21 protein-coding genes, 1 tRNA gene and 1 pseudogene are annotated in these 19988 nt (G+C 63.0%); 14 read left to right on the forward strand and 9 right to left on the reverse strand.

The features are described 5' to 3' along the window. Window positions 1-172: 172 nt before the first annotated feature. From ABNP31_RS16590 to ABNP31_RS16600, 3 genes and pseudogenes are all read left to right on the forward strand, one after another. A pseudogene (locus ABNP31_RS16590) lies at window positions 173-313 on the forward strand (site-specific integrase); the annotation flags it as partial. 87 nt (window positions 314-400) lie between these two features. After that, window positions 401-823, forward strand: a complete 423-nt coding sequence (locus ABNP31_RS16595; RefSeq protein WP_350012547.1) for a hypothetical protein — start codon at window positions 401-403, stop codon at window positions 821-823. Further along, window positions 820-1212, forward strand: coding sequence for a hypothetical protein (locus ABNP31_RS16600; protein WP_350012548.1), 393 nt, complete (start codon window positions 820-822; stop codon window positions 1210-1212). Before ABNP31_RS16595 ends, ABNP31_RS16600 begins: the two co-directional genes overlap by 4 nt. Window positions 1213-1412: 200 nt before the next feature. Here the strand turns inward: ABNP31_RS16600 and ABNP31_RS16605 are convergent. After that, a tRNA-Ser gene (locus ABNP31_RS16605) sits at window positions 1413-1500 on the reverse strand. 134 nt (window positions 1501-1634) lie between these two features. On the opposite strand from ABNP31_RS16605, the gene ABNP31_RS16610 reads away from it, so the two are divergent. From ABNP31_RS16610 to ABNP31_RS16645, 8 genes are all read left to right on the forward strand, one after another. Continuing rightward, window positions 1635-2306 (forward strand): Bax inhibitor-1/YccA family protein, encoded by a 672-nt coding sequence (locus ABNP31_RS16610; protein WP_003251184.1) that lies wholly within the window; start codon window positions 1635-1637, stop codon window positions 2304-2306. Between the two features lie 293 nt (window positions 2307-2599). Continuing rightward, window positions 2600-3979 (forward strand): nucleobase:cation symporter-2 family protein, encoded by a 1380-nt coding sequence (locus tag ABNP31_RS16615; protein WP_350012549.1) that lies wholly within the window; start codon window positions 2600-2602, stop codon window positions 3977-3979. A 184-nt stretch (window positions 3980-4163) separates the two neighbouring features. Continuing rightward, on the forward strand, window positions 4164-4556 hold the full coding sequence (gene tusD, locus ABNP31_RS16620; RefSeq protein WP_013973276.1) for a sulfurtransferase complex subunit TusD: 393 nt from the start codon (window positions 4164-4166) through the stop codon (window positions 4554-4556). 1 nt (window position 4557) lies between these two features. Then, a complete protein-coding gene (gene tusC / locus ABNP31_RS16625) occupies window positions 4558-4917 on the forward strand; it encodes a sulfurtransferase complex subunit TusC (protein ID WP_350012550.1) in 360 nt (119 codons plus the stop codon). Next, the gene (tusB, locus tag ABNP31_RS16630) at window positions 4917-5213 is read left to right on the forward strand and encodes a sulfurtransferase complex subunit TusB (RefSeq protein WP_085614914.1); all 297 of its coding nucleotides are present in this window, start codon (window positions 4917-4919) and stop codon (window positions 5211-5213) included. Before tusC ends, tusB begins: the two co-directional genes overlap by 1 nt. Then, window positions 5210-5545: a TusE/DsrC/DsvC family sulfur relay protein gene (locus ABNP31_RS16635; protein ID WP_003258880.1), complete on the forward strand. Its 336-nt coding sequence runs from the start codon at window positions 5210-5212 to the stop codon at window positions 5543-5545. Before tusB ends, ABNP31_RS16635 begins: the two co-directional genes overlap by 4 nt. Further along, complete coding sequence (locus ABNP31_RS16640; protein ID WP_350012551.1) at window positions 5542-6546, forward strand: glycosyl transferase family protein; 1005 nt, start codon at window positions 5542-5544, stop codon at window positions 6544-6546. The genes ABNP31_RS16635 and ABNP31_RS16640 overlap by 4 nt, the downstream gene beginning before the upstream one ends. A 92-nt stretch (window positions 6547-6638) precedes the next feature. Beyond that, window positions 6639-7598 carry a glutathione S-transferase family protein gene (locus tag ABNP31_RS16645; protein WP_013973281.1) on the forward strand — a complete coding sequence of 320 codons (960 nt, stop codon included), beginning with the start codon at window positions 6639-6641 and terminating at the stop codon, window positions 7596-7598. 116 nt (window positions 7599-7714) lie between these two features. Here the strand turns inward: ABNP31_RS16645 and cysG are convergent, their stop codons facing one another. The 7 genes from cysG to ABNP31_RS16680 form a co-directional block, all read right to left on the reverse strand. Beyond that, on the reverse strand, window positions 7715-9106 hold the full coding sequence (gene cysG, locus ABNP31_RS16650; RefSeq protein ID WP_013973282.1) for a siroheme synthase CysG: 1392 nt from the start codon (window positions 9104-9106) through the stop codon (window positions 7715-7717). Next, window positions 9107-10387: a serine--tRNA ligase gene (gene serS / locus ABNP31_RS16655; protein ID WP_025339770.1), complete on the reverse strand. Its 1281-nt coding sequence runs from the start codon at window positions 10385-10387 to the stop codon at window positions 9107-9109. 30 nt (window positions 10388-10417) lie between these two features. Next, a complete protein-coding gene (gene crcB / locus ABNP31_RS16660; protein WP_075045642.1) occupies window positions 10418-10792 on the reverse strand; it encodes a fluoride efflux transporter CrcB in 375 nt (124 codons plus the stop codon). Next, window positions 10789-12114, reverse strand: coding sequence for a replication-associated recombination protein A (locus tag ABNP31_RS16665; RefSeq protein ID WP_013973284.1), 1326 nt, complete (start codon window positions 12112-12114; stop codon window positions 10789-10791). The genes crcB and ABNP31_RS16665 overlap by 4 nt, the downstream gene beginning before the upstream one ends. A gap of 12 nt (window positions 12115-12126) precedes the next feature. Next, window positions 12127-12762 (reverse strand): outer membrane lipoprotein chaperone LolA, encoded by a 636-nt coding sequence (gene lolA / locus ABNP31_RS16670; RefSeq protein WP_350012552.1) that lies wholly within the window; start codon window positions 12760-12762, stop codon window positions 12127-12129. Between the two features lie 62 nt (window positions 12763-12824). Next, the gene (locus ABNP31_RS16675) at window positions 12825-15374 is read right to left on the reverse strand and encodes a DNA translocase FtsK 4TM domain-containing protein (protein WP_433916050.1); all 2550 of its coding nucleotides are present in this window, start codon (window positions 15372-15374) and stop codon (window positions 12825-12827) included. A gap of 78 nt (window positions 15375-15452) precedes the next feature. Beyond that, window positions 15453-15725: a hypothetical protein gene (locus tag ABNP31_RS16680; protein WP_350012554.1), complete on the reverse strand. Its 273-nt coding sequence runs from the start codon at window positions 15723-15725 to the stop codon at window positions 15453-15455. A 35-nt stretch (window positions 15726-15760) separates the two neighbouring features. On the opposite strand from ABNP31_RS16680, the gene aat reads away from it, so the two are divergent. From aat to infA, 3 genes are all read left to right on the forward strand, one after another. Beyond that, window positions 15761-16441: a leucyl/phenylalanyl-tRNA--protein transferase gene (gene aat, locus ABNP31_RS16685; protein WP_085664677.1), complete on the forward strand. Its 681-nt coding sequence runs from the start codon at window positions 15761-15763 to the stop codon at window positions 16439-16441. Window positions 16442-16497: 56 nt separating this feature from the next. After that, window positions 16498-17205, forward strand: a complete 708-nt coding sequence (locus tag ABNP31_RS16690) for an arginyltransferase (protein WP_085664676.1) — start codon at window positions 16498-16500, stop codon at window positions 17203-17205. Between the two features lie 102 nt (window positions 17206-17307). Beyond that, window positions 17308-17526, forward strand: coding sequence for a translation initiation factor IF-1 (infA, locus tag ABNP31_RS16695; protein ID WP_002553999.1), 219 nt, complete (start codon window positions 17308-17310; stop codon window positions 17524-17526). 165 nt (window positions 17527-17691) lie between these two features. On the opposite strand, the gene clpA is transcribed toward infA, so the two are convergent. Next, window positions 17692-19962: an ATP-dependent Clp protease ATP-binding subunit ClpA gene (clpA, locus tag ABNP31_RS16700; protein ID WP_025339774.1), complete on the reverse strand. Its 2271-nt coding sequence runs from the start codon at window positions 19960-19962 to the stop codon at window positions 17692-17694. Window positions 19963-19988: the final 26 nt, after the last annotated feature.

Here is a 19988-nt window from a genome sequence, read left to right on the forward strand (position 1 = left end):
CTGGCTGCGGCCCTGATAGCAGCCGTGGCCTCCGGCCTTTGGGGCTGGGGGCAACGCAGCATGCTGGCCACCGCACAGGCGACCGTCGAGCGCGTTGAGGACCAGCGCAAGCGTGCGCAAGAGGACGCTGATCGAAACCTAGCAACCGCCAATCACCTGAACGTCACCCTGCGGCATCGCTACGCCAGAGTGGATTGCAGACCAGATGGGGCACACGTCAACGGCGATGATCTTCAAGCACTACGCGAAGTGGATCAGCGAGGACGGCCCGGACGTGATAGGGCTATTGAACAAAGCGCTCAGACTAGCCTGAGAAAATGGTGCTGAAATGACTTCATATCGCCATTGACGAAGGTAATCGATGTTGAAAAAATTGCGCCCCTAAAAATCGAGCAAGGCTATGGCTGTGGAAATGGAACTTAAGTGGCTCGTCATGGAAGGGGCGGTGCCTCTTCTTGGGGCTGCAGTGCTCTACACCGCGCTGGGTATCTGTACATACATCGTTTCGACGGCCAAGGGGACCTTCGCCTTTCAGTGGTCTCAAGCGCTAGACTCGCTAGGCTGGCTGTATGGCGGTGCGATTTTGGCGATGCAGTCAGGCATGAAAGGGTGGGATGTCAAGAACGTTGGGGTGCTTCCTCAAGCGTGCTTCGCTGTAGCCGTAGTGTGCCTGCTGATCTTGATTGCAGCTATGATGGAAAGAGGGAAGAATCCCAGTTGGCAACCGCCGAAGCTGCTCAAAGCACTTTCGGCCCTACTCGTTGTCATCATCCTTTATGCAGGCTTTGAGACTCAGCTGACCATCAAGGGAGCTCAACAATGAACGCAGTGAAAAAAGAAGACGTTACACCTAGCCGGGATACTCAGCTGAAGGAAGCTGACCTGGAGGTTATCCTTCACTACCTGCGGAGCGCCCATCCTCGCCCTGAAGATCTAAAGATCAAAAATTTCAAGCGCATACTCATAGACGCTCGCAAGCACGAAGCAGACGAAGACGCTGAATTTGATACAAAGAGCCTGTGGTCTCATCACCTTGGATCGAAGTGGGCGACCGCACTGAGTAGCTCCGCTGTTGCTGGCCTAGCTACGGCGATTACGGCACCGACCATTCCATTTCTCGTGGTCGCTACTGCGGCAGCAGGACTAGTTGCCGGCTGGGTAGCTGCAAACAAGATTGAAGACACCGCGTCTGATGCCAAAAAGCCTGACTGATCTCGTCAAATCCGGTCTCATTGAAAAGCCACCCTCCTAGGGTGGCTTTTTTGTGGGTTAGCTTGACTGATGTGGATCAGCAAACGAAAAAAGGGGCCTAGAAAGGCCCCTTTTTTTGCTCATGATTCCCAGAATGTTCCCAAAACGTTCCCTTTTCGCGGGATGCGGGCGGCGAACACCAATGAAATCAAGCATTTGTATGGCGGAAGCGTAGAGATTCGAACTCTAGGATAGTTGCCCATCGACGGTTTTCAAGACCGTTGCCTTAAACCACTCGGCCACGCTTCCAGCTCGTTTTGCGGCCGCCATAATACCGTAATGAAACAAGCTGTCAAACTCTCTGTGTCGCGGGTTGCGGGAGCTCTGATAGACTCCTAGCATCTGAACGTCTGAAAACCACAGGTTTACCAAGGAGTGTCGCCATGCGCGAACAGGATTACGCCGTACACCACGGCCAGCAGGTCGAGCAGCAGGAGATCAGCAAGGTCCTGCGCAACACGTACAGCCTGCTGGCGCTCACCCTCGCCTTCAGCGGTGTCATGGCCTTCGTGGCCCAGCAGATGCGCGTCGGCTACCCGAACGTGTTCGTGGTGCTGATCGGCTTCTACGGGCTGTTCTTCCTTACCAACAAACTGCGTGATTCGGCCTGGGGCCTGGTGTCCACCTTCGCCCTCACCGGCTTCATGGGCTTTATCCTGGGCCCTATCCTCAACCGCTACCTGGGCATGGCCGGTGGCGCCGAGGTGGTCAGCTCGGCATTTGCCATGACTGCCTTGGTGTTCGGTGGTCTGTCGGCTTATGTGCTGATTACCCGCAAGGACATGAGCTTCCTCAGCGGCTTCATCACTGCGGGCTTCTTTGTCCTGCTGGGTGCTGTAGTGGCCAGTTTCTTCTTCCAGATCAGCGGCCTGCAACTGGCGATCAGCGCTGGCTTCGTGCTGTTCTCGTCGGTCTGCATCCTGTTCCAGACCAGCGCGATCATTCACGGTGGCGAGCGTAACTACATCATGGCGACCATCAGCCTGTATGTGTCGATCTACAACCTGTTTGTCAGCCTGCTGCAGCTGTTTGGCATCATGGGTCGTGATGACTGATTGATTGCTGCAGGAGAAAGCCCGCTTCGGCGGGCTTTTTTGTGGGAGCGGGTTCACCCGCGAACACCGGCGCAGCCGGTGCCAGGCACCGCGTTGGTTTCTTCGCGGGTAAACCCGCTCCCACAGGGTCCGCGCAGGTTTCAGGCTTGAACAAACAGCACCAATAATTGACCATAAAGTCAGATAATCAGGCAAATGGTCGTCGATCATGCCGCCATCGTGCTTTTCTCTACCCCAATTCGCCATCACCCCGTAGAATGCGCTCCTTTTTTCTTCCGGGGCAGCTTTTCGCAATGAGCTCACACGAACACAGCCCAGGCGCGGCGGCGCCTGCCAATGAACTGGTGCTTGGTCTTGAGGACAAGCCACGGCTGTTGATCGGCCTGCTGGCAGCACTGCAGCACCTGCTGGCGATCATCGTCCCGATCGTCACCCCTGGCCTGCTGATTTGCCAGGCGCTGGGGGTTTCCGCACGTGATACCAACCTGATCGTCTCCATGTCGCTGGTCATCTCGGGTATCGCCACCTTCGTCCAGTGCAAGCGCTTCGGGCCGTTCGGTGCCGGGCTGCTGATCGTCCAGGGCACCAGCTTCAACTTCGTCGGCCCGCTGATTGCCGGCGGGGCGCTGATGGTCAAGCAAGGTACGCCGGTGGAAGGCGTGATGGCGGCCATCTTTGGCGTGGTAATCGCCGGCTCGTTCGTCGAGATGGGCGTGTCGCGCATCCTGCCCTTCGTCAAACGCCTGATTACCCCGCTGGTAACCGGCATCGTGGTGCTGATGATCGGCCTGACCCTGATCAAGGTCGGCCTGATCAGCATGGGTGGTGGCTTCGGCGCCATGGCCAATGGCACCTTCGCCAATGGCGAGAACCTGCTGCTGTCGGGCGTGGTGCTGGCGATCATCGTCATCCTCAACCGCATCCCGGTGGTGTGGATGCGCAGCTGCGCCATCGTTATCGCCCTGGCGGTCGGCTATGCGCTGGCCGGTTACCTGGGCCGCCTGGATTTCACCGGCATGCACGAAGCCGCGCTGTTCCAGGTGCCGACGCCGCTGCACTTCGGCCTGGGCTTCTCCTGGGCACTGTTCATCCCGATGCTGGTGATCTACCTGGTAACTTCGCTGGAAGCCATCGGTGACGTCACCGCCACCAGCAAGGTGTCGCGCCAGCCGGTCGAAGGGCCGGTGTGGATGCAGCGGATCAAGGGCGGTGTGCTGGTGAACGGGGCCAACTCGCTGCTGGCCGGCTTGTTCAACACCTTCCCGAGCTCAATCTTTGCCCAGAACAATGGCGTGATTCAGCTGACCGGGATCGCCAGCCGCCATATCGGTATGTGGATTGCCGTGATGCTGGTGCTGCTGGGGCTGTTCCCGAGCGTTGCCGGGGTGATCCAGGCGGTGCCGGAGCCGGTGCTGGGTGGTGCGGCCATGGTCATGTTCGGGGCGGTTGCGGCTTCGGGGATCAATATCCTGGCCAGCACTCGCCTGGACCGTCGTGCCCTGCTGATCATCGCTGTATCCCTGGCCCTGGGCCTGGGTGTGGCGCAGGTGCCGGAGTTCCTGGCGCACATGCCGGCGGCGATTCGCAATGTGCTGGAGTCGGGCGTGGCTACCGGGGGTATCTGTGCCCTGCTGTTGAACTGGTTCTTGCCGGAGAGCAAGGAACAGGCCTGAGCCTGGAGTCCTTCTGTCAGGGCCATGGGGCTGCTTTGCAGCCCATCGCGACGCAAGGCCGCTCCTACACGAGGCCGCGTAGACCTGAAGATTGGTGCAAGACAGAAAGCCCGCCCCGCCATGCACAAGCGGGCGCGGGCTTTTTTGCTTTATCATGGCACCATTCCTTTTGCATGAGTTATCCATGAAATTCGCTATCGCGGTGTTCTCCCCGGCCCATGCGCCCTCCTCGCGGCGCGCCCTGCGCTACGCCGAGGCGGTGCTGGCCGGCGGGCATGAGATTGCCCGGCTGTTCTTCTACCAGGACGGGGTACACAGTGCCTCGGCCAACGTGGTCGCCCCCCAGGACGAGCTGGATGTTGCCGGCCAATGGCGCGCCTTCATTGCAGCCAACCAGCTGGACGCCGTGGTGTGCATCGCCGCCGCGCTGCGCCGTGGCGTGCTCGACGAGGCCGAGGCCAACCGCTACCAGCGCCCGGCCGTGAACCTGCCCAAGCCTTGGGAGCTGTCGGGGCTTGGCCAGCTACATGAGGCGGCACAGGTTGCCGATCGCCTTGTCTGCTTCGGAGGCGACTGAAATGGCCAAATCCTTGTTGATCATCAGCCGCCAGGCGCCCTGGAACGGCCCATCGGCCCGTGAAGCACTGGACATCGCCCTGGCTGGCGGCGCGTTCGATTTGCCGCTGGGCATGCTGTTCCTCGATGACGGCGTGTTCCAGCTCGCTGCAGACCAGCAGCCCACCGCCGTGCAACAGAAGAACCTGGCCGCCAACTTGCAGGCGCTGCCAATGTTCGGCGTCGAGGAACTGTTCGCCTGCAGCCACAGCCTCACTTGCCGCGGCCTGGCAGCCGACACTCTGACACTGCCGGTGCAAGTGCTGGACGACGCGGCCCTGACCGCACTGATCGCCCGTTTCGACCAGGTGGTAACGCTCTGATGACGACCCTGCATGTAATTGCCCACTCCCCGTTTGGCGACGAGCGCCTGGCCAGCTGCCTGCGCCTGCTCGGCACCGACGACGCCCTGCTGCTGTGCGGCGATGCTGTATATGCCCTGCGCAGCGGCAGCGAACCGCACCAACAGCTGCAAGCCGCCGGCCTGGCCCAGCGCCTGTTCGCCCTGGAAGAAGACGTGCAGGCCCGCGCGGTCGGCAACGAGCTGGCCAAGGCCGTGGACTACGCCGGGTTCGTCGAACTGTCGCTGCATTACGACAAGGTCAACAGCTGGCTATGAATACCCTCAACGTTGGCGATCAGGCGATCGCCCTGGACAAGGACGGCTTCCTGGTCGACCTGCAAGACTGGTCGCATGCCGCCGCCGAGGCTTTGGCCGCGCGCGAGGGCATCCCGTTGACGGCGGACCACTGGGAAATCCTCGAACTGCTGCGCCAGTTCTACCAGGAATTCCAGCTGTCCCCGGCCACTCGCCCGCTGATCAAGTACACGGCCCTCAAACTGGGCCCGGACAAGGGCAACAGCCCGCACCTCAACCGCCTGTTCAACGGCACTCCCGCCAAACTGGCCGCCAAGCTGGCGGGCCTGCCCAAGCCGACCAACTGCATATGACAGAACCTCGCCCGCTTACCCTGGAAACCCCTGCCGAACACCCGTTCGCCGAGTTCGTGCGCATTCTTGGCAAAGGCAAGCGCGGCGCGCGTGGCCTGACCCGTGAAGAAGCTCGCACGGCCATGACCCTGCTGCTGGAAGGCAAGGTCGAAGATGCCCAGCTCGGTGCCTTTCTCATGCTGCTGCGGCACAAGGAAGAAAGCGCCGAAGAACTGGCCGGCTTCACCGAGGCCCTGCGCGCCCACTTGCAGGCGCCGCGCATCGCCGTTGACCTGGACTGGCCCACCTACGCTGGCAAGAAGCGCCACCTGCCCTGGTACCTGCTGGCTGCCAAATGCCTGGCCAACAATGGTGTGCGCATCCTGATGCACGGTGGCGGTGCGCATACCGCCGGGCGCATGTACACCGAGCAACTGCTGTCCCTGCTGGAAATTCCACTGTGCCGTGACTGGGCTGCGGTCAGCCGGGCCCTGGACCAGCAGCGCCTGGCCTTCTTCCCGCTGCAGGACTGGGCCCCGCAGTTGCAGCGCATGATCGATCTGCGCAACACCCTGGGCCTGCGTTCGCCCATCCACTCGCTGGCCCGGGTGCTCAACCCGCTGGCTGCGCGTTGTGGCCTGCAGAGCATCTTCCACCCCGGTTACCAGGCGGTGCACCGCGAGGCCAGCCGCCTGCTGGGCGACCATGCCATGGTAATCAAGGGTGATGGCGGCGAGATCGAGGTAAACCCCGATGTCATCAGCCATCTGTACGGCACCACCGCCGGCGAAGCCTGGGACGAGGAATGGGCAGCGCTGAGCGAACGCCGCCACGTGAAGCCGCCAAGCCTGCAACCCGAGCAATTGCTGGCGGTCTGGCGTGGCGAGGCCGAGGACAGCTACGGTGAAATGGCCGTGGTCGCGACCATCGCCCTGGCCCTGCGCGGCCTGGGCCAGGACCGTGAGCAGGCTTTCGCCACGGCACGCGGTTACTGGGGCGCACGCAACCAATCGAATAACTAGATAGTAAGAGTGCAGTCTTTGCGCTAGTTATTCGAACGTTTTCCCCTAGACTGGGCTCCAACGACAAACAACTTTGTTCCGAGGAGCTCACCATGGGCCTTTTGATCGACGGCCGCTGGCATGACCAGTGGTATGAAAACGGCAAGGACGGCACGTTCAAACGCGAAAACGCCCAACGCCGCAATCAGCTGCCCGCTCCCGAAGCTGGCCGCTACCACCTGTACGTCTCGCTGGCCTGCCCATGGGCGCACCGCACCCTGATCTTCCGTGCCCTCAAGGGCCTGGAGCCGTTGATCGATGTGTCGGTGGTCAGCTGGCTGATGCAGGACCATGGCTGGACTTTCGACCAGCAGCAAGGTTCCAGCGGCGACCACCTCGACGCGCTGCAGTACCTGCACCAGCGCTACACCCAGGATGACCCGCACTACACTGGCCGCGTGACTGTACCGGTGCTGTGGGACAAGAAAGAGAAACGCATCGTCAACAACGAGTCGTCGGAGATCATCCGCATCTTCAACAGCGCGTTCAACGAACTGACCGGCAATACACTGGACCTGTACCCAGAGCCGCTGCGCCCGACCATCGAGGCGCTGAACGAACGCATCTACCCGGCGGTGAACAACGGCGTGTATCGCGCAGGCTTTGCCACTACGCAGGAAGCCTACGAGGCTGCGTTTGACGAAGTGTTCAACGAACTGGACTACCTGGAAGACTTGCTGAGCCGCAACCGCTACCTGGCCGGGGAATACCTGACCGAGGCCGATGTGCGCCTGTTCACCACCCTTGTGCGCTTCGATGCGGTGTACCACGGGCATTTCAAGTGCAACCTGCGCCGCCTGAGCGATTATCACAACCTGTCGAACTGGCTGCGTGAGCTGTACCAGTGGCCGGGGGTGGCGGGCACAGTGGACATGGAGCATATCCAGAAGCACTACTACATGAGCCACAAGACCATCAACCCGAACGGGATCGTGCCCAAGGGGCCGCTGCAAGACTTCAACCTGCCACATGACCGGGAGCGGTTGGCAGGCAAGGGGATTTGGCAGGCTTGAGATTGCAGGGGCTGCTCTGCAGCCCATCGCGACACAAGGCCGCTCCTACAGGGGATCGCTATCTCCTGTAGGAGCGGCCTTGTGTCGCGATGGGCCGCAAAGCGGCCCCAACGATTTCAGCTGTTCTGCGAACCTTCGAACCAGGCCAGCTTGTCACGCAACTGCACCACTTCCCCGACAATCACCAGGGTTGGCGCATGCACTTCATGCTGGGCCACCAGGTCCGGCAAGTCCGCCAAGGTGCCGGTGAACACCCGCTGATTACGCGTAGTCCCCTGCTGCACCAGCGCCGCCGGGGTACTGGCCGCGCGGCCATGGCGAATCAGCTCGGCGCAGATGGTCGGCAAGCCCACCAAGCCCATGTAGAACACCAGGGTCTGTGCCGGCGCCACCAGGTCATGCCAAGGCAGGTTGCTGGTGCCATCCTTCAGGTGCCCGGTCACGAAACGTACTGACTGGGCATAGTCGCGGTGAGTCAGCGGAATTCCACCATAGGCGGAACACCCACTGGCCGCGGTAATGCCCGGCACCACCTGGAACGGGATGCCATGCTCGGCCAGTTCTTCGATCTCTTCGCCGCCCCGGCCGAAGATGAACGGGTCGCCGCCCTTCAGGCGCAGCACACGCTTGCCCTGCCGGGCCAGGTCGACCAGCAGGCGGTTGATCTGGTCCTGAGGCACGGCATGGTCGGCGCGACGCTTGCCCACGTAGATACGCTCGGCATCGCGGCGGCACATCTCGATGATCGCCGGTGCCACCAGGCGGTCGTACAGCACCACATCCGCCTGCTGCATCAGGCGCAAGGCACGGAAGGTCAGCAAGTCCGGATCGCCCGGGCCCGCACCCACCAGGTACACCTCACCGCCCTGCTGCACCGGCGCACCGTCGACCATCGCCTGCAACAGGCGCTCGGCCTCGGCGCCCTGCCCGGCCAGCTGACGCTCGGCAATCGGCCCCTGGAACACGGTTTCCCAGAAGCCACGGCGCTGGTTGACGTCCGGGTACAAGGCCTTGACCTTGTCGCGGAAGCGTGCGGCCAGGCCGGCCAGTTCGCCGTACGCGGACGGGATCCAGGCCTCCAGCTTGGCGCGAATCAAGCGCGCCAGCACCGGAGCATCACCGCCACTGGACACCGCAACCACCAACGGCGAACGGTCGACGATCGCCGGGAAGATCACCGTGCACAGGGCCGGCGCATCCACCACGTTGACCGGCAGGCTGAGGGCCTGCGCATCCGCCGACACCTGGGCATTGAGCCCGGGGTCGTCGGTGGCCGCGATCACCAGCCGGCAACCGACCAGGTCGGCTGCCTGATAGCCGCGCACCAGCACCTCGCCGCCACCTTCCCGGGCCAGCGCGGCCAACTGGCCGTCGACATCCGGTGCCACCACGCGCAGCGCGGCGCCGGCATCGGCCAGCAGGCGCGCCTTGCGCAAGGCGATCTCACCGCCGCCAACGACCAGCACGCGGCCGCCCTGCAGCTTGTGGAACAGCGGCAGGTAATCCATTTAGCGGATAACCTCGACGCCGCCCATGTAAGGCTTCAGCACTTCCGGCACACGGATCGAACCGTCGGCCTGCTGGTAGTTTTCCAGCACGGCAACCAGGGTACGGCCTACGGCCAGGCCGGAGCCGTTGAGGGTGTGCACCAGCTCTGGCTTGCCGGTTTCCGGGTTGCGCCAGCGGGCCTGCATACGGCGCGCCTGGAAGTCACCGCAGTTGGAGCACGAGCTGATTTCGCGGTACTTGTCCTGGCTTGGTACCCACACTTCCAGGTCGTAGGTCTTCACCGCACCAAAGCCCATGTCGCCGGTGCACAGGGCCAGCACGCGGTACGGCAGCTCCAGCAGCTGCAGCACGCGCTCGGCGTTGGCAGTCAGGCCTTCCAGGGCTTCCATCGACTTGGACGGCTCGACCACCTGCACCATCTCGACCTTGTCGAACTGGTGCTGGCGGATCATGCCGCGGGTGTCACGGCCGGAAGCACCGGCTTCGCTGCGGAAGCACGGGGTGTGGGCAACCAGTTTCAGTGGCAGCTGCTTGGCGTCGAGGATTTCACCGGCCACCAGGTTGGTCAGCGACACTTCGGCGGTCGGGATCAGGTAGAAGTCGGCCTCGCCTTCGCGGCTGATCTTGAACAGGTCTTCCTCGAACTTCGGCAGCTGGCCGGTGCCCTGCAGGGCCGGGGCCTGGACCAGGTACGGGGTGTAGTGCTCCTCGTAGCCGTGCTCGCCGGTGTGCAGGTTGATCATGAACTGCGCCAGGGCGCGGTGCAGGCGGGCGATCGGGCCGCGCAGCACGGCAAAACGTGCGCCAGACAGCTTGGCGGCGGCTTCGAAGTCCAGGCCACCGCTGACTTCGCCAAGGGCGACGTGGTCCTTGATTTCGAAGTCGAAAGCCTTCGGCGTGCCCCAACGGCGCACTTCGACGTTGTCGTCTTCGCTGGCACCGACCGGTACGCTGGCGTCCGGCAGGTTGGGGATGGTCAGCAGGATGCCATCCAGTTCGGCCTGAATGCCGTCCAGCTCGGTCTTGCCGGCAGCCAGTTCGTTGGCCATGCGCTCGACGTCGGCCATCAGCGGCGCAATGTCTTCGCCCTTGGCCTTGGCCTGGCCGATGGACTTGGAACGGGCGTTACGCTCGGCCTGCAGCTGCTCGGTGCGGGTCTGCACAGCCTTGCGGCGCTCTTCCAGTGATTCGATGCGCGCGACATCCAGGCTGAAGCCACGGGAGGCCAGGCGATCCGCCACTTCCTGAAGTTGGCCGCGTAACAGTTTGGAATCGAGCATATCGTTCTCTCGTTATGTGTAGGTGTTGGTTCAGAATCGGGTCAGGGACAGGCCGGCCCAGGTCGCGAGCAGCCCGCCCACCACGCTGATACCGGTATAGCCCAGAGCCAGCGGCACTTGCCCGCTTTCCAGCAGGCGTACGGTATCCAGCGAAAAGGAGGAAAAAGTCGTCAGGCCACCGAGGAAGCCGACGATCAGCCCGGCGCGCAGCTCGACCGGCACGATCGGCTTGTGCAGGAACAGGCCATAGAGCAGGCCGATCAGCAGGCAGCCAATCAGGTTGACCGCCAGCGTACCGAGATAGAAGTGCCGTGGCCAGTGGGCAGCCACCCAGTTGGTGGTAGCAAAGCGCAACAAGGTACCGGCAATACCGCCAGCGCTGACGGCGGCAATCAGTGCAATCACGGTTTTCTCCGCTGGCGGGGGCTGTTGCGGTCAAGGTCGGCCAAGTGGCGCAGCTTCTCGCCAATCTTCAGTTCCAGGCCACGAGGCACCGGCTGGTAGTACTGGCGCGGCTCGAGCTCCTCGGGGAAGTAGTCTTCGCCGGCGGCATAGGCGTCGGGTTCATCGTGGGCATAGCGGTACTCGTCGCCATAGCCCAGTTGCTTCATCAGCTTGGTCGGGGCGTTGCGCAGGTGCAGCGGCACTTCCAGCGAACCGTGCTCGGCGGCCTCGCGCAGGGCGGTCTTGAAGCCCATGTACACCGCGTTGCTCTTCGGTGCGCAGGCGAGGTAGGTGATGGCCTGGGCCACTGCCAGTTCGCCCTCGGGGCTGCCCAGGCGCTCTTGCACATCCCAGGCCGCCAGGCACAGGCTGAGCGCGCGCGGGTCGGCGTTGCCGATGTCCTCGCTGGCCATGCGCACCACGCGGCGGGCGATGTACAGCGGGTCGCAGCCGCCGTCGAGCATGCGCGCGAACCAGTACAGGGCGCCATCGGGGTTGGAGCCGCGCACCGACTTGTGCAGCGCGGAAATCTGGTCGTAGAACGCCTCGCCCCCCTTGTCGAAGCGGCGGCGGCTGTCGCCGAGCAGGCTCTGCAGCATCTCGACGTCGATCTCGCTGCCGTCTTCAGCCAGGTCCGAGGCGTTTTCCAGGAAGTTGAGCATGCGCCGGCCATCGCCATCGGCGGCGGCCATCAGCATCTTGAAGGCGTCGTCACCAACCCGCAGGTTGCGCTTGCCCAGGCCGCGCTCTTCAGTCAGCGCGCGGTTGACCAGCTTGCGCAGCGCCGCCTCGTCCAGGCTCTTGAGCACATACACCCGCGCCCGCGACAGCAATGCGTTGTTCAGCTCGAACGACGGGTTTTCGGTGGTGGCGCCAATGAACAGCAGGGTGCCGTCTTCCACATAGGGCAGGAAGGCATCCTGCTGCGACTTGTTGAAGCGGTGCACTTCGTCGACGAACAGGATGGTACGGCGGCCGTACTGGCCAGCCTGCTGCTTGGCCACTTCGACCGCCTGGCGAATCTCCTTCACCCCGGCCAGTACCGCCGACACCGTTTCGAAGTGCGCGTCGCAGAACTGCGCCAGCAGCCGCGCGAGGGTGGTCTTGCCCACCCCTGGCGGCCCCCAGAAGATCATCGAGTGCAGCGCACCCTGCTCCAGCGCCTCGCGCAGCGGTTTGCCGCGCGCCAGCAGGTGCTCCTGGCCGACGTACTCGTCCAGGTTGGACGGGCGCAGGCGAGCGGCCAGGGGCTGGGCGACGGGTTCGCTTCGAAACAGGTCCATGGCGAGCTCTGGTTACTCCTTGATGACGTCCGCGCCTTTGGGGATGTCGAACTTGAACTTGCTGTCCGGCACCGCCTGGTTGGCTTTCACGCCATTGAACAGGATGTTGGTGCGCTGGCCGACGCTGTCGATCAGCTGCATGTCGTTGATCAGGCCCTTGCGGAACGACACACGCAGCGAGTCGAACAGGGTGTCCTTGGTCTTCGGCTTGAGGGTGAAGTCCATCACTTCGCCCTGCTCCTTCGAGCTGATGTCGAAGCTCTGGCTGATCTTCGACACGTCACCGGACAGCAGCAGCGCCGGGGTCTGGTTCAGGCGCTGGTCAAGCTTCTTGATGGTCGCCTGCTCCAGGTCCGGGTCCCACAGGGTGACGTTCTTGCCGTCGGATACCACCACCTGCTCCTGCGGCGCATCGGTGTGCCAGTAGAACAGGCCCGGGCGCTTGACGGTCATCTTGCCGGATGTTTCCTGCAGGCTGGTGCCGCCGGCGTCCAGGGTCAGCTGGGAAAAGTTGGCCTCGATGGTCTGCGACTTTTCCAGCAATTGGGTCAGGCGTTGTACGTCTTGCTCACCGGCATAAGCCGATACGGTGGCCGACACAGAAACCGCGGCCAGGGCAGAAACCAACAGCATGCGAATCGCGCGCATGGGAGTCCTCATCGAGCATTGAAAAGGCCGGGCGCCACCGTTGGCGCCCGGCAAGGTGTTCGTCAGTCGCGCGGGCCGCCCGGGGCTATCACTTCCCGCGAGCCGTTGCTGTTCATGGGGGTGACCACGCCGGCCATTTCCATGGCTTCGATCATGCGGGCGGCGCGGTTGTAGCCGATCTTCAGTTTGCGCTGCACGGCCGAGATGGACGCGCGGCGGCTTTCCAGCACGAACTGCACGGCCTCATCATACAGGGCGTCGCTTTCCGAATCTTCGCCATCGCCACCACCGCCGCCGCCTTCGAAGCCGCTGCCGGCCTCCTCGACGCCGTTGAGGATGTCGTCGTTGTAGTCCGGGGCGCCGCGCAGCTTCCACGCTTCCACCACGCGGTGCACCTCGTCGTCGGAGACGAACGCGCCGTGCACACGAATCGGCAGGCTGGTGCCCGGCGGCATGTACAGCATGTCACCGTGGCCCAGCAGCTGTTCGGCACCACCCTGGTCGATGATGGTCCGCGAGTCGATCTTGCTCGACACCTGGAACGCCATGCGGGTCGGGATGTTGGCCTTGATCAGGCCGGTAATCACGTCCACCGACGGGCGCTGGGTAGCGAGGATCAGGTGGATACCGGCCGCACGTGCCTTCTGGGCGATACGGGCGATCAGCTCTTCGACCTTCTTGCCGACGATCATCATCATGTCGGCGAATTCGTCGACCACCACCACGATGGTCGGCAGGGTTTTCAGCGCAGGCGGCTCATCGTCCATGCTCTCGCGGCGGTACAGCGGGTCATGGATGATCTCGCCGGCTTCCTGGGCGTCCTTGATCTTGCGGTTGAAGCCGGCCAGGTTACGCACGCCCATGGCCGCCATCAGCTTGTAGCGCCGCTCCATCTCGGCCACGCTCCAGCGCAGGGCGTTGGCGGCATCCTTCATGTCGGTGACCACCGGGCACAGCAGGTGCGGGATGCCCTCGTAGATCGACAGTTCAAGCATTTTCGGGTCGATCATGATCAGCCGCGCGTCTTCCGGGCTGGACTTGAACAGGATCGACAGGATCATAGCGTTCACACCCACCGACTTACCGGAACCGGTGGTACCGGCCACCAGCAGGTGCGGCATCTTGGCCAGGTCGGTGATCACCGGCTTGCCGCCGATGTCGTGGCCCAGGGCCAGGGTGACCGGCGACTTCTGCTCGTCGTACTGCGGCGTAGCCAGCACTTCGGAGAAACGCACCATCTGCCGGTTCTCGTTGGGGATCTCGATACCCACGGTGGTCTTGCCGGGGATGACCTCGACCACACGCACACTGGTCACTGCCAGCGAGCGCGCCAGGTCCTTGGCCAGGTTGGCGATACGGCTGACCTTCACGCCGGCGGCCGGCTGGATTTCGTAACGGGTAATCACCGGGCCCGGGTGGATCGAGTCCACCGCCACTTCCACGCCGAATTCCTTGAGTTTGATTTCCAGCAGCTGGCCGACACCGGCCAGGGATTCAGGCGAGTACTCGATCTTCTTCTGTTCGGCCGGGTCGAGGATGGAGATCGACGGCAAGGTACCTTCCACCGCGCTGTCGACGAACAGCGGCGCCTGCTTCTCCTTCATCACCCGCTTGCTCGGCTCCGGCGCCCTGGCGGGTGTCGGCGGCACGATCATAGGGGCCGCGGCAGGTTGTTCGCGGGAGATTACCGGCTCACGTGGTGCCGGCGACTCGCGTGGCACCACAGGCTCGCGCGACAGGGTTGGCTCACGTGGCTCGACCGGCTGGGCAGGTGCTTCTTCACGCTTGAAGATGCGCTCGCGCAGCGCCGGCTTGGCCGGTTCGCGCTTGTCGGCGGCCATTGGCGCGGCCTTGACCACCGGTTCATCCTCGCGCAGCTGCGCCTCCAGGCGCTTGCGTTCGTTGCGTGCTTCCCACCAACGGTTGGCGGCGCCCTGCACCAGCTCGAACAGGTCGAGGGTGATCTTGCCGGTCAGGTCCATCACCTTGAACCACGACAGGTCGGTGAACACGGTCAGGCCGAACAGGAACAGGGCAATGAACATCAGCGTGCTGCCCTGCACGTTCAGCAGGTTGCGCGCCAGGTCGCCCAGGCTCTCGCCCAGTGCACCACCGGCGGAGAACGGCATGCTCGCAGGCGGGTGGAAATGGATATGCGCCAGCGCCGCACCAGACAGCACCAGGAACACCAGGCCGATCAGCCGCCAGGAGAACAGCCAGCCGCTCCAGTCCCATGGCTGGTGGCGTTCGCGGAAGATCTGCCAGGTCTTTATCGCCAGCAGCAGCGGGAAGATGTAGGCGAAGTACCCCAGCACCATGAACAGGATGTCGGCGAAGTAGGCACCGGCACGCCCGGCGGCGTTCTGCACCTGGTCGATGTTGCTGGTGTGGCTGAAGCCCGGGTCGGACGTATCGTAGGTCAGCAGCGCCATCCACAGGTACAGGCACAGGGCGCCGACAGCGATCAACGCACCTTCCTTGAGGCGATAATGCAGCTGCTGCCGCCACAGGGGGACGGGCAAGGGAGCTGGAGTTGCGGTGGATTTCTTCAAAACGCGTCTATTCCTGCGCGTGCTGCGCGTCCAATAGTGATCGGCCGACGGTGCGGCCAATGAACCACTACTTTTAACATTACTGCCCGCCAGCCGCCATGGCGGCACGCCAGATGGGGGTATGGCCGGGGGCGACTTTCATATAACTGCAATTTGAGCATGCATTTTCTTTTGTGACAAAGGCTTATGCTGTGTTTTTGCACAGGTGTGACAGCAAATGTAGCGGATGGTGCCTGCTGTTCCATGAATGTGTAGGAAATTGCCTATTTTCATCGCCTGTGCCGGCCTCTTCGCGGGCTTGCCCGCTCCCACAGGTACCCCAGCAGGCTTCAGCGCCTGCACATGGCCTGTGGGAGCGGGCGCGCCCGCGAAGAAGCCAAAGAGATTGACCCTGCTTTTCACCCGCGCCATGCTGCCCTCTCCCCTCCCCCACCGCACGATAGACCATGCTCACCTGGCTGACCCGCGACTCGCTGACCTTCCCGCCCCTGGAAAAGGCCCTGCACGACCCCAACGGCCTGCTCGCTGCCGGCGGCGACCTGAGCCCCGAGCGCCTGGTGCAGGCCTATCGCCATGGCTGCTTCCCGTGGTATCAGGACGGCCAGCCGATCCTCTGGTGGTCGCCCGACCCGCGCACGGTGCTGCTCCCGGAGCAGCTGCACGTGTCGCGCTCGCTGGCCAAGCTAATGCGTCAGGGTCGTTACCAGGTCAGCTTCGACACCGACTTCCCGGCGGTGATCGCCGCCTGCGCCGCGCCACGCGACTACGCCGACGGTACCTGGATCACCGACACCATGCGCGCCGCCTACTGCGAGCTGCACCGGCGCGGCATCGCCCATTCGGTGGAGGTGCGCCAGGATGGCGAGCTGGTCGGCGGCCTGTACGGCCTGGCCATGGGCCAGCTGTTCTTCGGCGAATCGATGTTCAGCCGCGCCGACAATGCCTCCAAGGTCGGCTTCGTGACCCTGGTCAACCACCTGCGCCAGGCCGGTTTCGTCCTCATCGACTGCCAGATGCCGACCAACCACCTGCACAGCCTGGGCGCCCACGCCATCAGCCGCGCCGAGTTCGCCGGCTACCTGGCACGCCACCTCGACCAGCCCAACAGCGCCACATGGCGTCCCTAGGCGAGTTCCCATAGCTGGCTTACACTTAAAGCAAAGTCTCACCGAGGGGGTTGATCATGACAGAGTTGGCGCGGTTGAAGTTCTATGCCACTCAGCCCCACTCCTGCAGCTACCTGCCCGACGAACAGGCAACCACACTGTTCCTCGACCCCAGCCAGCCGATGGATGTGCACGTGTACGCCGATTTGTCGGAAATGGGCTTCCGCCGCAGTGGCGACCACCTGTACCGCCCGCATTGCCAGAACTGCAATGCCTGCGTGCCGGCACGCATCCCGGCGGCGCGTTTCATCCCCAACCGCCAGCAACGGCGCATCCTCAAGCGCAACGCCGACCTGACCGTGACCGCCGCGCGCCCGGCGTTCAAGGAAGAGTACTTCGAGCTGTACCGGCGCTATATCGAAACGCGCCACGCCGACGGTGACATGTACCCGCCCAGCCGCGACCAGTTCTCCACCTTCCTGGTGCGCGACCTGCCGTTCTGCTGGTTCTACGAGTTCCGCCTGGAAGGCCGCTTGGTGGCGGTAGCGGTGTGCGACCTGCTGCCCAACGGCCTGTCAGCGGTGTACACCTTCTACGAGCCGGACGAAGAACGCCGCAGCCTGGGCCGCTTCGCCATCCTCTGGCAGATCACCGAAGCCCTGCGCCAGGACCTCGAGGCGGTTTACCTGGGTTACTGGATCAAGAACTGCAAGAAAATGAACTACAAGACGCAGTATCGGCCTATCGAACTGTTGATAAATCAGCGCTGGGTCACCCTCAACTGAAAGGCATTGGCTTGACACACAGTTTTCGGGCATAATCCACGCCACTTTTTTGCCCGGTGCGGTTATGCGTCGGGCCAACACTGGATCCGAGGGCTCTACTGCATGTCGAAAGAAGACAGCTTCGAAATGGAAGGTACTGTCGTCGACACCCTGCCCAACACCATGTTCCGCGTGGAGTTGGAAAACGGGCACGTCGTAACCGCGCACATCTCCGGAAAGATGCGCAAGAACTACATCCGTATTCTCACTGGCGACAAGGTCCGCGTCGAACTGACGCCCTACGACCTGAGCAAGGGCCGCATCACCTACCGTGCGCGCTAAGCTCAAGCCATGAAAAAGCCCGGCCATGTGCCGGGCTTTTTTGTGCCTTCAGGATTGTAGGGGCTGCTTTGCAGCCCTTCGCGGGCACGCCCGCTCCCACAGGTATTAACTATCCCCCTGTGGGAGCGGGCGTGCCCGCGAAGGGCCGCATAGCGGCCCAATCTGTCACGCAACCTCAGCCGTGGTCTCGAAGTCGAACACCAGCTCGCCATCGCGCAGGTCGACGTGCACCACACCACCATGCTCGGCCAGTTCGCCAAACAGGATCTCCTCGGCCAGCGGCCGCTTGATCTTGTCCTGGATCAGCCGCGCCATCGGCCGCGCACCCATCTGCACGTCGTAGCCCGAGGCCGCCAGCCAGCCGCGTGCATCATCGCTGACTTCCAGCAGCACACGTTTGTCTTCCAGCTGCGCCTGCAGTTCGATAAGGAACTTGTCGACGATGCTCTTGATCGTCTCGTGGCTCAGGCGGCCAAACTGGATGATGGTGTCCAGGCGGTTGCGGAACTCCGGCGTGAAGCTCTTGCGGATGACTTCCATGGCATCGGACGCATGGTCCTGATGAGTAAAGCCGATCGAGGCCCGGGCGGCGGTTTCTGCGCCAGCGTTGGTGGTCATGATCAGGATCACGTTGCGGAAGTCGGCCTTGCGCCCGTTGTTGTCGGTCAGGGTACCGTGGTCCATCACCTGCAGCAGCAGGTTGAAGACTTCCGGGTGGGCCTTCTCGATTTCGTCGAGCAGCAATACGCAGTGCGGTTGCTTGGTGATCGCCTCGGTCAGCAAACCACCCTGGTCGAAGCCAACATAGCCAGGAGGCGCACCGATCAGGCGCGACACGGTGTGGCGCTCCATGTACTCGGACATGTCGAAGCGCACCAGCTCCACGCCCAGCGCCTTGGCCAGCTGCCGTGCTGCTTCGGTCTTGCCGACGCCGGTCGGGCCGGCGAACAGGAACGAACCGACAGGCTTGTCCGGCGACTTGAGGCCGGCGCGGGACAGCTTGATGGCGGTGGCCAGCGAATCGATCGCCTGGTCCTGACCAAATACGGTCAACTTCAGGTCACGCTCGAGGTTGCGCAGCAGTTCCTTGTCGGAACTGGTGACGTGCTTCGGCGGAATCCGCGCGATCTTGGCGACGATGTCTTCGACCTGCGGCACGTCGATGCGCTTGACGCGGTTGGCCTCCGGCTGCAGGCGCTGGTAGGCACCGGCTTCGTCGATCACGTCGATGGCCTTGTCCGGCATGTGCCGGTCATTGATGTAGCGCGAGGCCAGTTCAGCGGCGGCGCGCAAGGCTTCGTCGCTGTACTCGATGTTGTGGTGGCTTTCGAAGCGCCCTTTCAGGCCACGCAGGATGCCCACGGTGTCTTCGACCGACGGCTCGCTGACATCGACCTTCTGGAAGCGCCGCGCCAGGGCACGGTCCTTCTCGAAGATGCCGCGGAATTCCTGGAACGTAGTCGAACCGATGCAACGGATCTCACCGGACGACAGCAATGGCTTGAGCAGGTTGGACGCATCCATCACCCCGCCCGACGCCGCACCGGCACCAATGATGGTGTGGATTTCGTCGATGAACAGGATCGCCTGCGGGCGCTTGCGCAGCTCGCCGAGCAGCGCCTTGAAGCGCTTCTCGAAATCGCCACGGTATTTGGTACCCGCCAGCAGTGCGCCGAGATCGAGGGAATACACCACGCTCTGCGCCAGCAAATCGGGCACCTGGCCATCGACGATACGCTTGGCCAGGCCTTCGGCGATGGCGGTCTTGCCCACGCCTGCCTCACCCACCAGCAGCGGGTTGTTTTTGCGCCGACGGGCTAGGATTTGCGCCACGCGCTCAACTTCCTGCTCGCGGCCTACCAGCGGGTCGATACGGCCGGCACGGGCCAGTTCGTTCAGGTTGCTGGCATAGGCATCCAGCGGGTTGCTCGAAGAGGCGGTATCGCCGCCCTCTTCATCCTGCATTTCCTGGTCGTTTTCGGAATGCGGACCATGGCCCGGCACCTTGGAGATGCCATGGGCGATGTAGTTGACCACGTCGATGCGGGCCACGCTCTGCTGCTTGAGCAGGAACACGGCCTGGCTTTCCTGTTCGCTGAAGATCGCCACCAGCACGTTGGCGCCAGTGACTTCACGCTTGCCGGAGCTTTGCACGTGGAACACGGCACGCTGCAGTACACGCTGGAAGCCCAGGGTCGGCTGGGTTTCACGATCTTCGTCGTTGACCGGGATCAGGGGTGTGGTGGAATCGATGAACTCTTGCAGGTCGTGCTTGAGTTTGTCGAGATTGGCGCCACAGGCGCGCAGAACGGTCGCGGCAGCCTCATTGTCAAGGAGTGCCAGCAGCAGATGTTCGACGGTCATGAACTCATGACGCTTCGAACGAGCCTCCTTGAAGGCAAGATTGAGGGTGACTTCGAGCTCGCGGTTTAACATAGCTTCACCTCATACCCAAGTGGTCG

This window comes from Pseudomonas asiatica (genome assembly GCF_040214835.1).
GTDB classification, from domain to species: domain Bacteria; phylum Pseudomonadota; class Gammaproteobacteria; order Pseudomonadales; family Pseudomonadaceae; genus Aquipseudomonas; species Aquipseudomonas putida_Z.

Coding starts and splice junctions, on each gene's coding strand:
- ABNP31_RS16595 (WP_350012547.1), top strand. CDS start 401: ATGGCTGTGGAAATGGAACTTAAGTGGCTCGTCATGGAAGGGGCGGTG.
- ABNP31_RS16600 (WP_350012548.1), top strand. CDS start 820: ATGAACGCAGTGAAAAAAGAAGACGTTACACCTAGCCGGGATACTCAG.
- ABNP31_RS16610 (WP_003251184.1), top strand. CDS start 1,635: ATGCGCGAACAGGATTACGCCGTACACCACGGCCAGCAGGTCGAGCAG.
- ABNP31_RS16615 (WP_350012549.1), top strand. CDS start 2,600: ATGAGCTCACACGAACACAGCCCAGGCGCGGCGGCGCCTGCCAATGAA.
- tusD (WP_013973276.1), top strand. CDS start 4,164: ATGAAATTCGCTATCGCGGTGTTCTCCCCGGCCCATGCGCCCTCCTCG.
- tusC (WP_350012550.1), top strand. CDS start 4,558: ATGGCCAAATCCTTGTTGATCATCAGCCGCCAGGCGCCCTGGAACGGC.
- tusB (WP_085614914.1), top strand. CDS start 4,917: ATGACGACCCTGCATGTAATTGCCCACTCCCCGTTTGGCGACGAGCGC.
- ABNP31_RS16635 (WP_003258880.1), top strand. CDS start 5,210: ATGAATACCCTCAACGTTGGCGATCAGGCGATCGCCCTGGACAAGGAC.
- ABNP31_RS16640 (WP_350012551.1), top strand. CDS start 5,542: ATGACAGAACCTCGCCCGCTTACCCTGGAAACCCCTGCCGAACACCCG.
- ABNP31_RS16645 (WP_013973281.1), top strand. CDS start 6,639: ATGGGCCTTTTGATCGACGGCCGCTGGCATGACCAGTGGTATGAAAAC.
- cysG (WP_013973282.1), bottom strand. CDS start 9,106: ATGGATTACCTGCCGCTGTTCCACAAGCTGCAGGGCGGCCGCGTGCTG.
- serS (WP_025339770.1), bottom strand. CDS start 10,387: ATGCTCGATTCCAAACTGTTACGCGGCCAACTTCAGGAAGTGGCGGAT.
- ABNP31_RS16665 (WP_013973284.1), bottom strand. CDS start 12,114: ATGGACCTGTTTCGAAGCGAACCCGTCGCCCAGCCCCTGGCCGCTCGC.
- lolA (WP_350012552.1), bottom strand. CDS start 12,762: ATGCGCGCGATTCGCATGCTGTTGGTTTCTGCCCTGGCCGCGGTTTCT.
- ABNP31_RS16680 (WP_350012554.1), bottom strand. CDS start 15,725: ATGGCGCGGGTGAAAAGCAGGGTCAATCTCTTTGGCTTCTTCGCGGGC.
- aat (WP_085664677.1), top strand. CDS start 15,761: ATGCTCACCTGGCTGACCCGCGACTCGCTGACCTTCCCGCCCCTGGAA.
- ABNP31_RS16690 (WP_085664676.1), top strand. CDS start 16,498: ATGACAGAGTTGGCGCGGTTGAAGTTCTATGCCACTCAGCCCCACTCC.
- infA (WP_002553999.1), top strand. CDS start 17,308: ATGTCGAAAGAAGACAGCTTCGAAATGGAAGGTACTGTCGTCGACACC.
- clpA (WP_025339774.1), bottom strand. CDS start 19,962: ATGTTAAACCGCGAGCTCGAAGTCACCCTCAATCTTGCCTTCAAGGAG.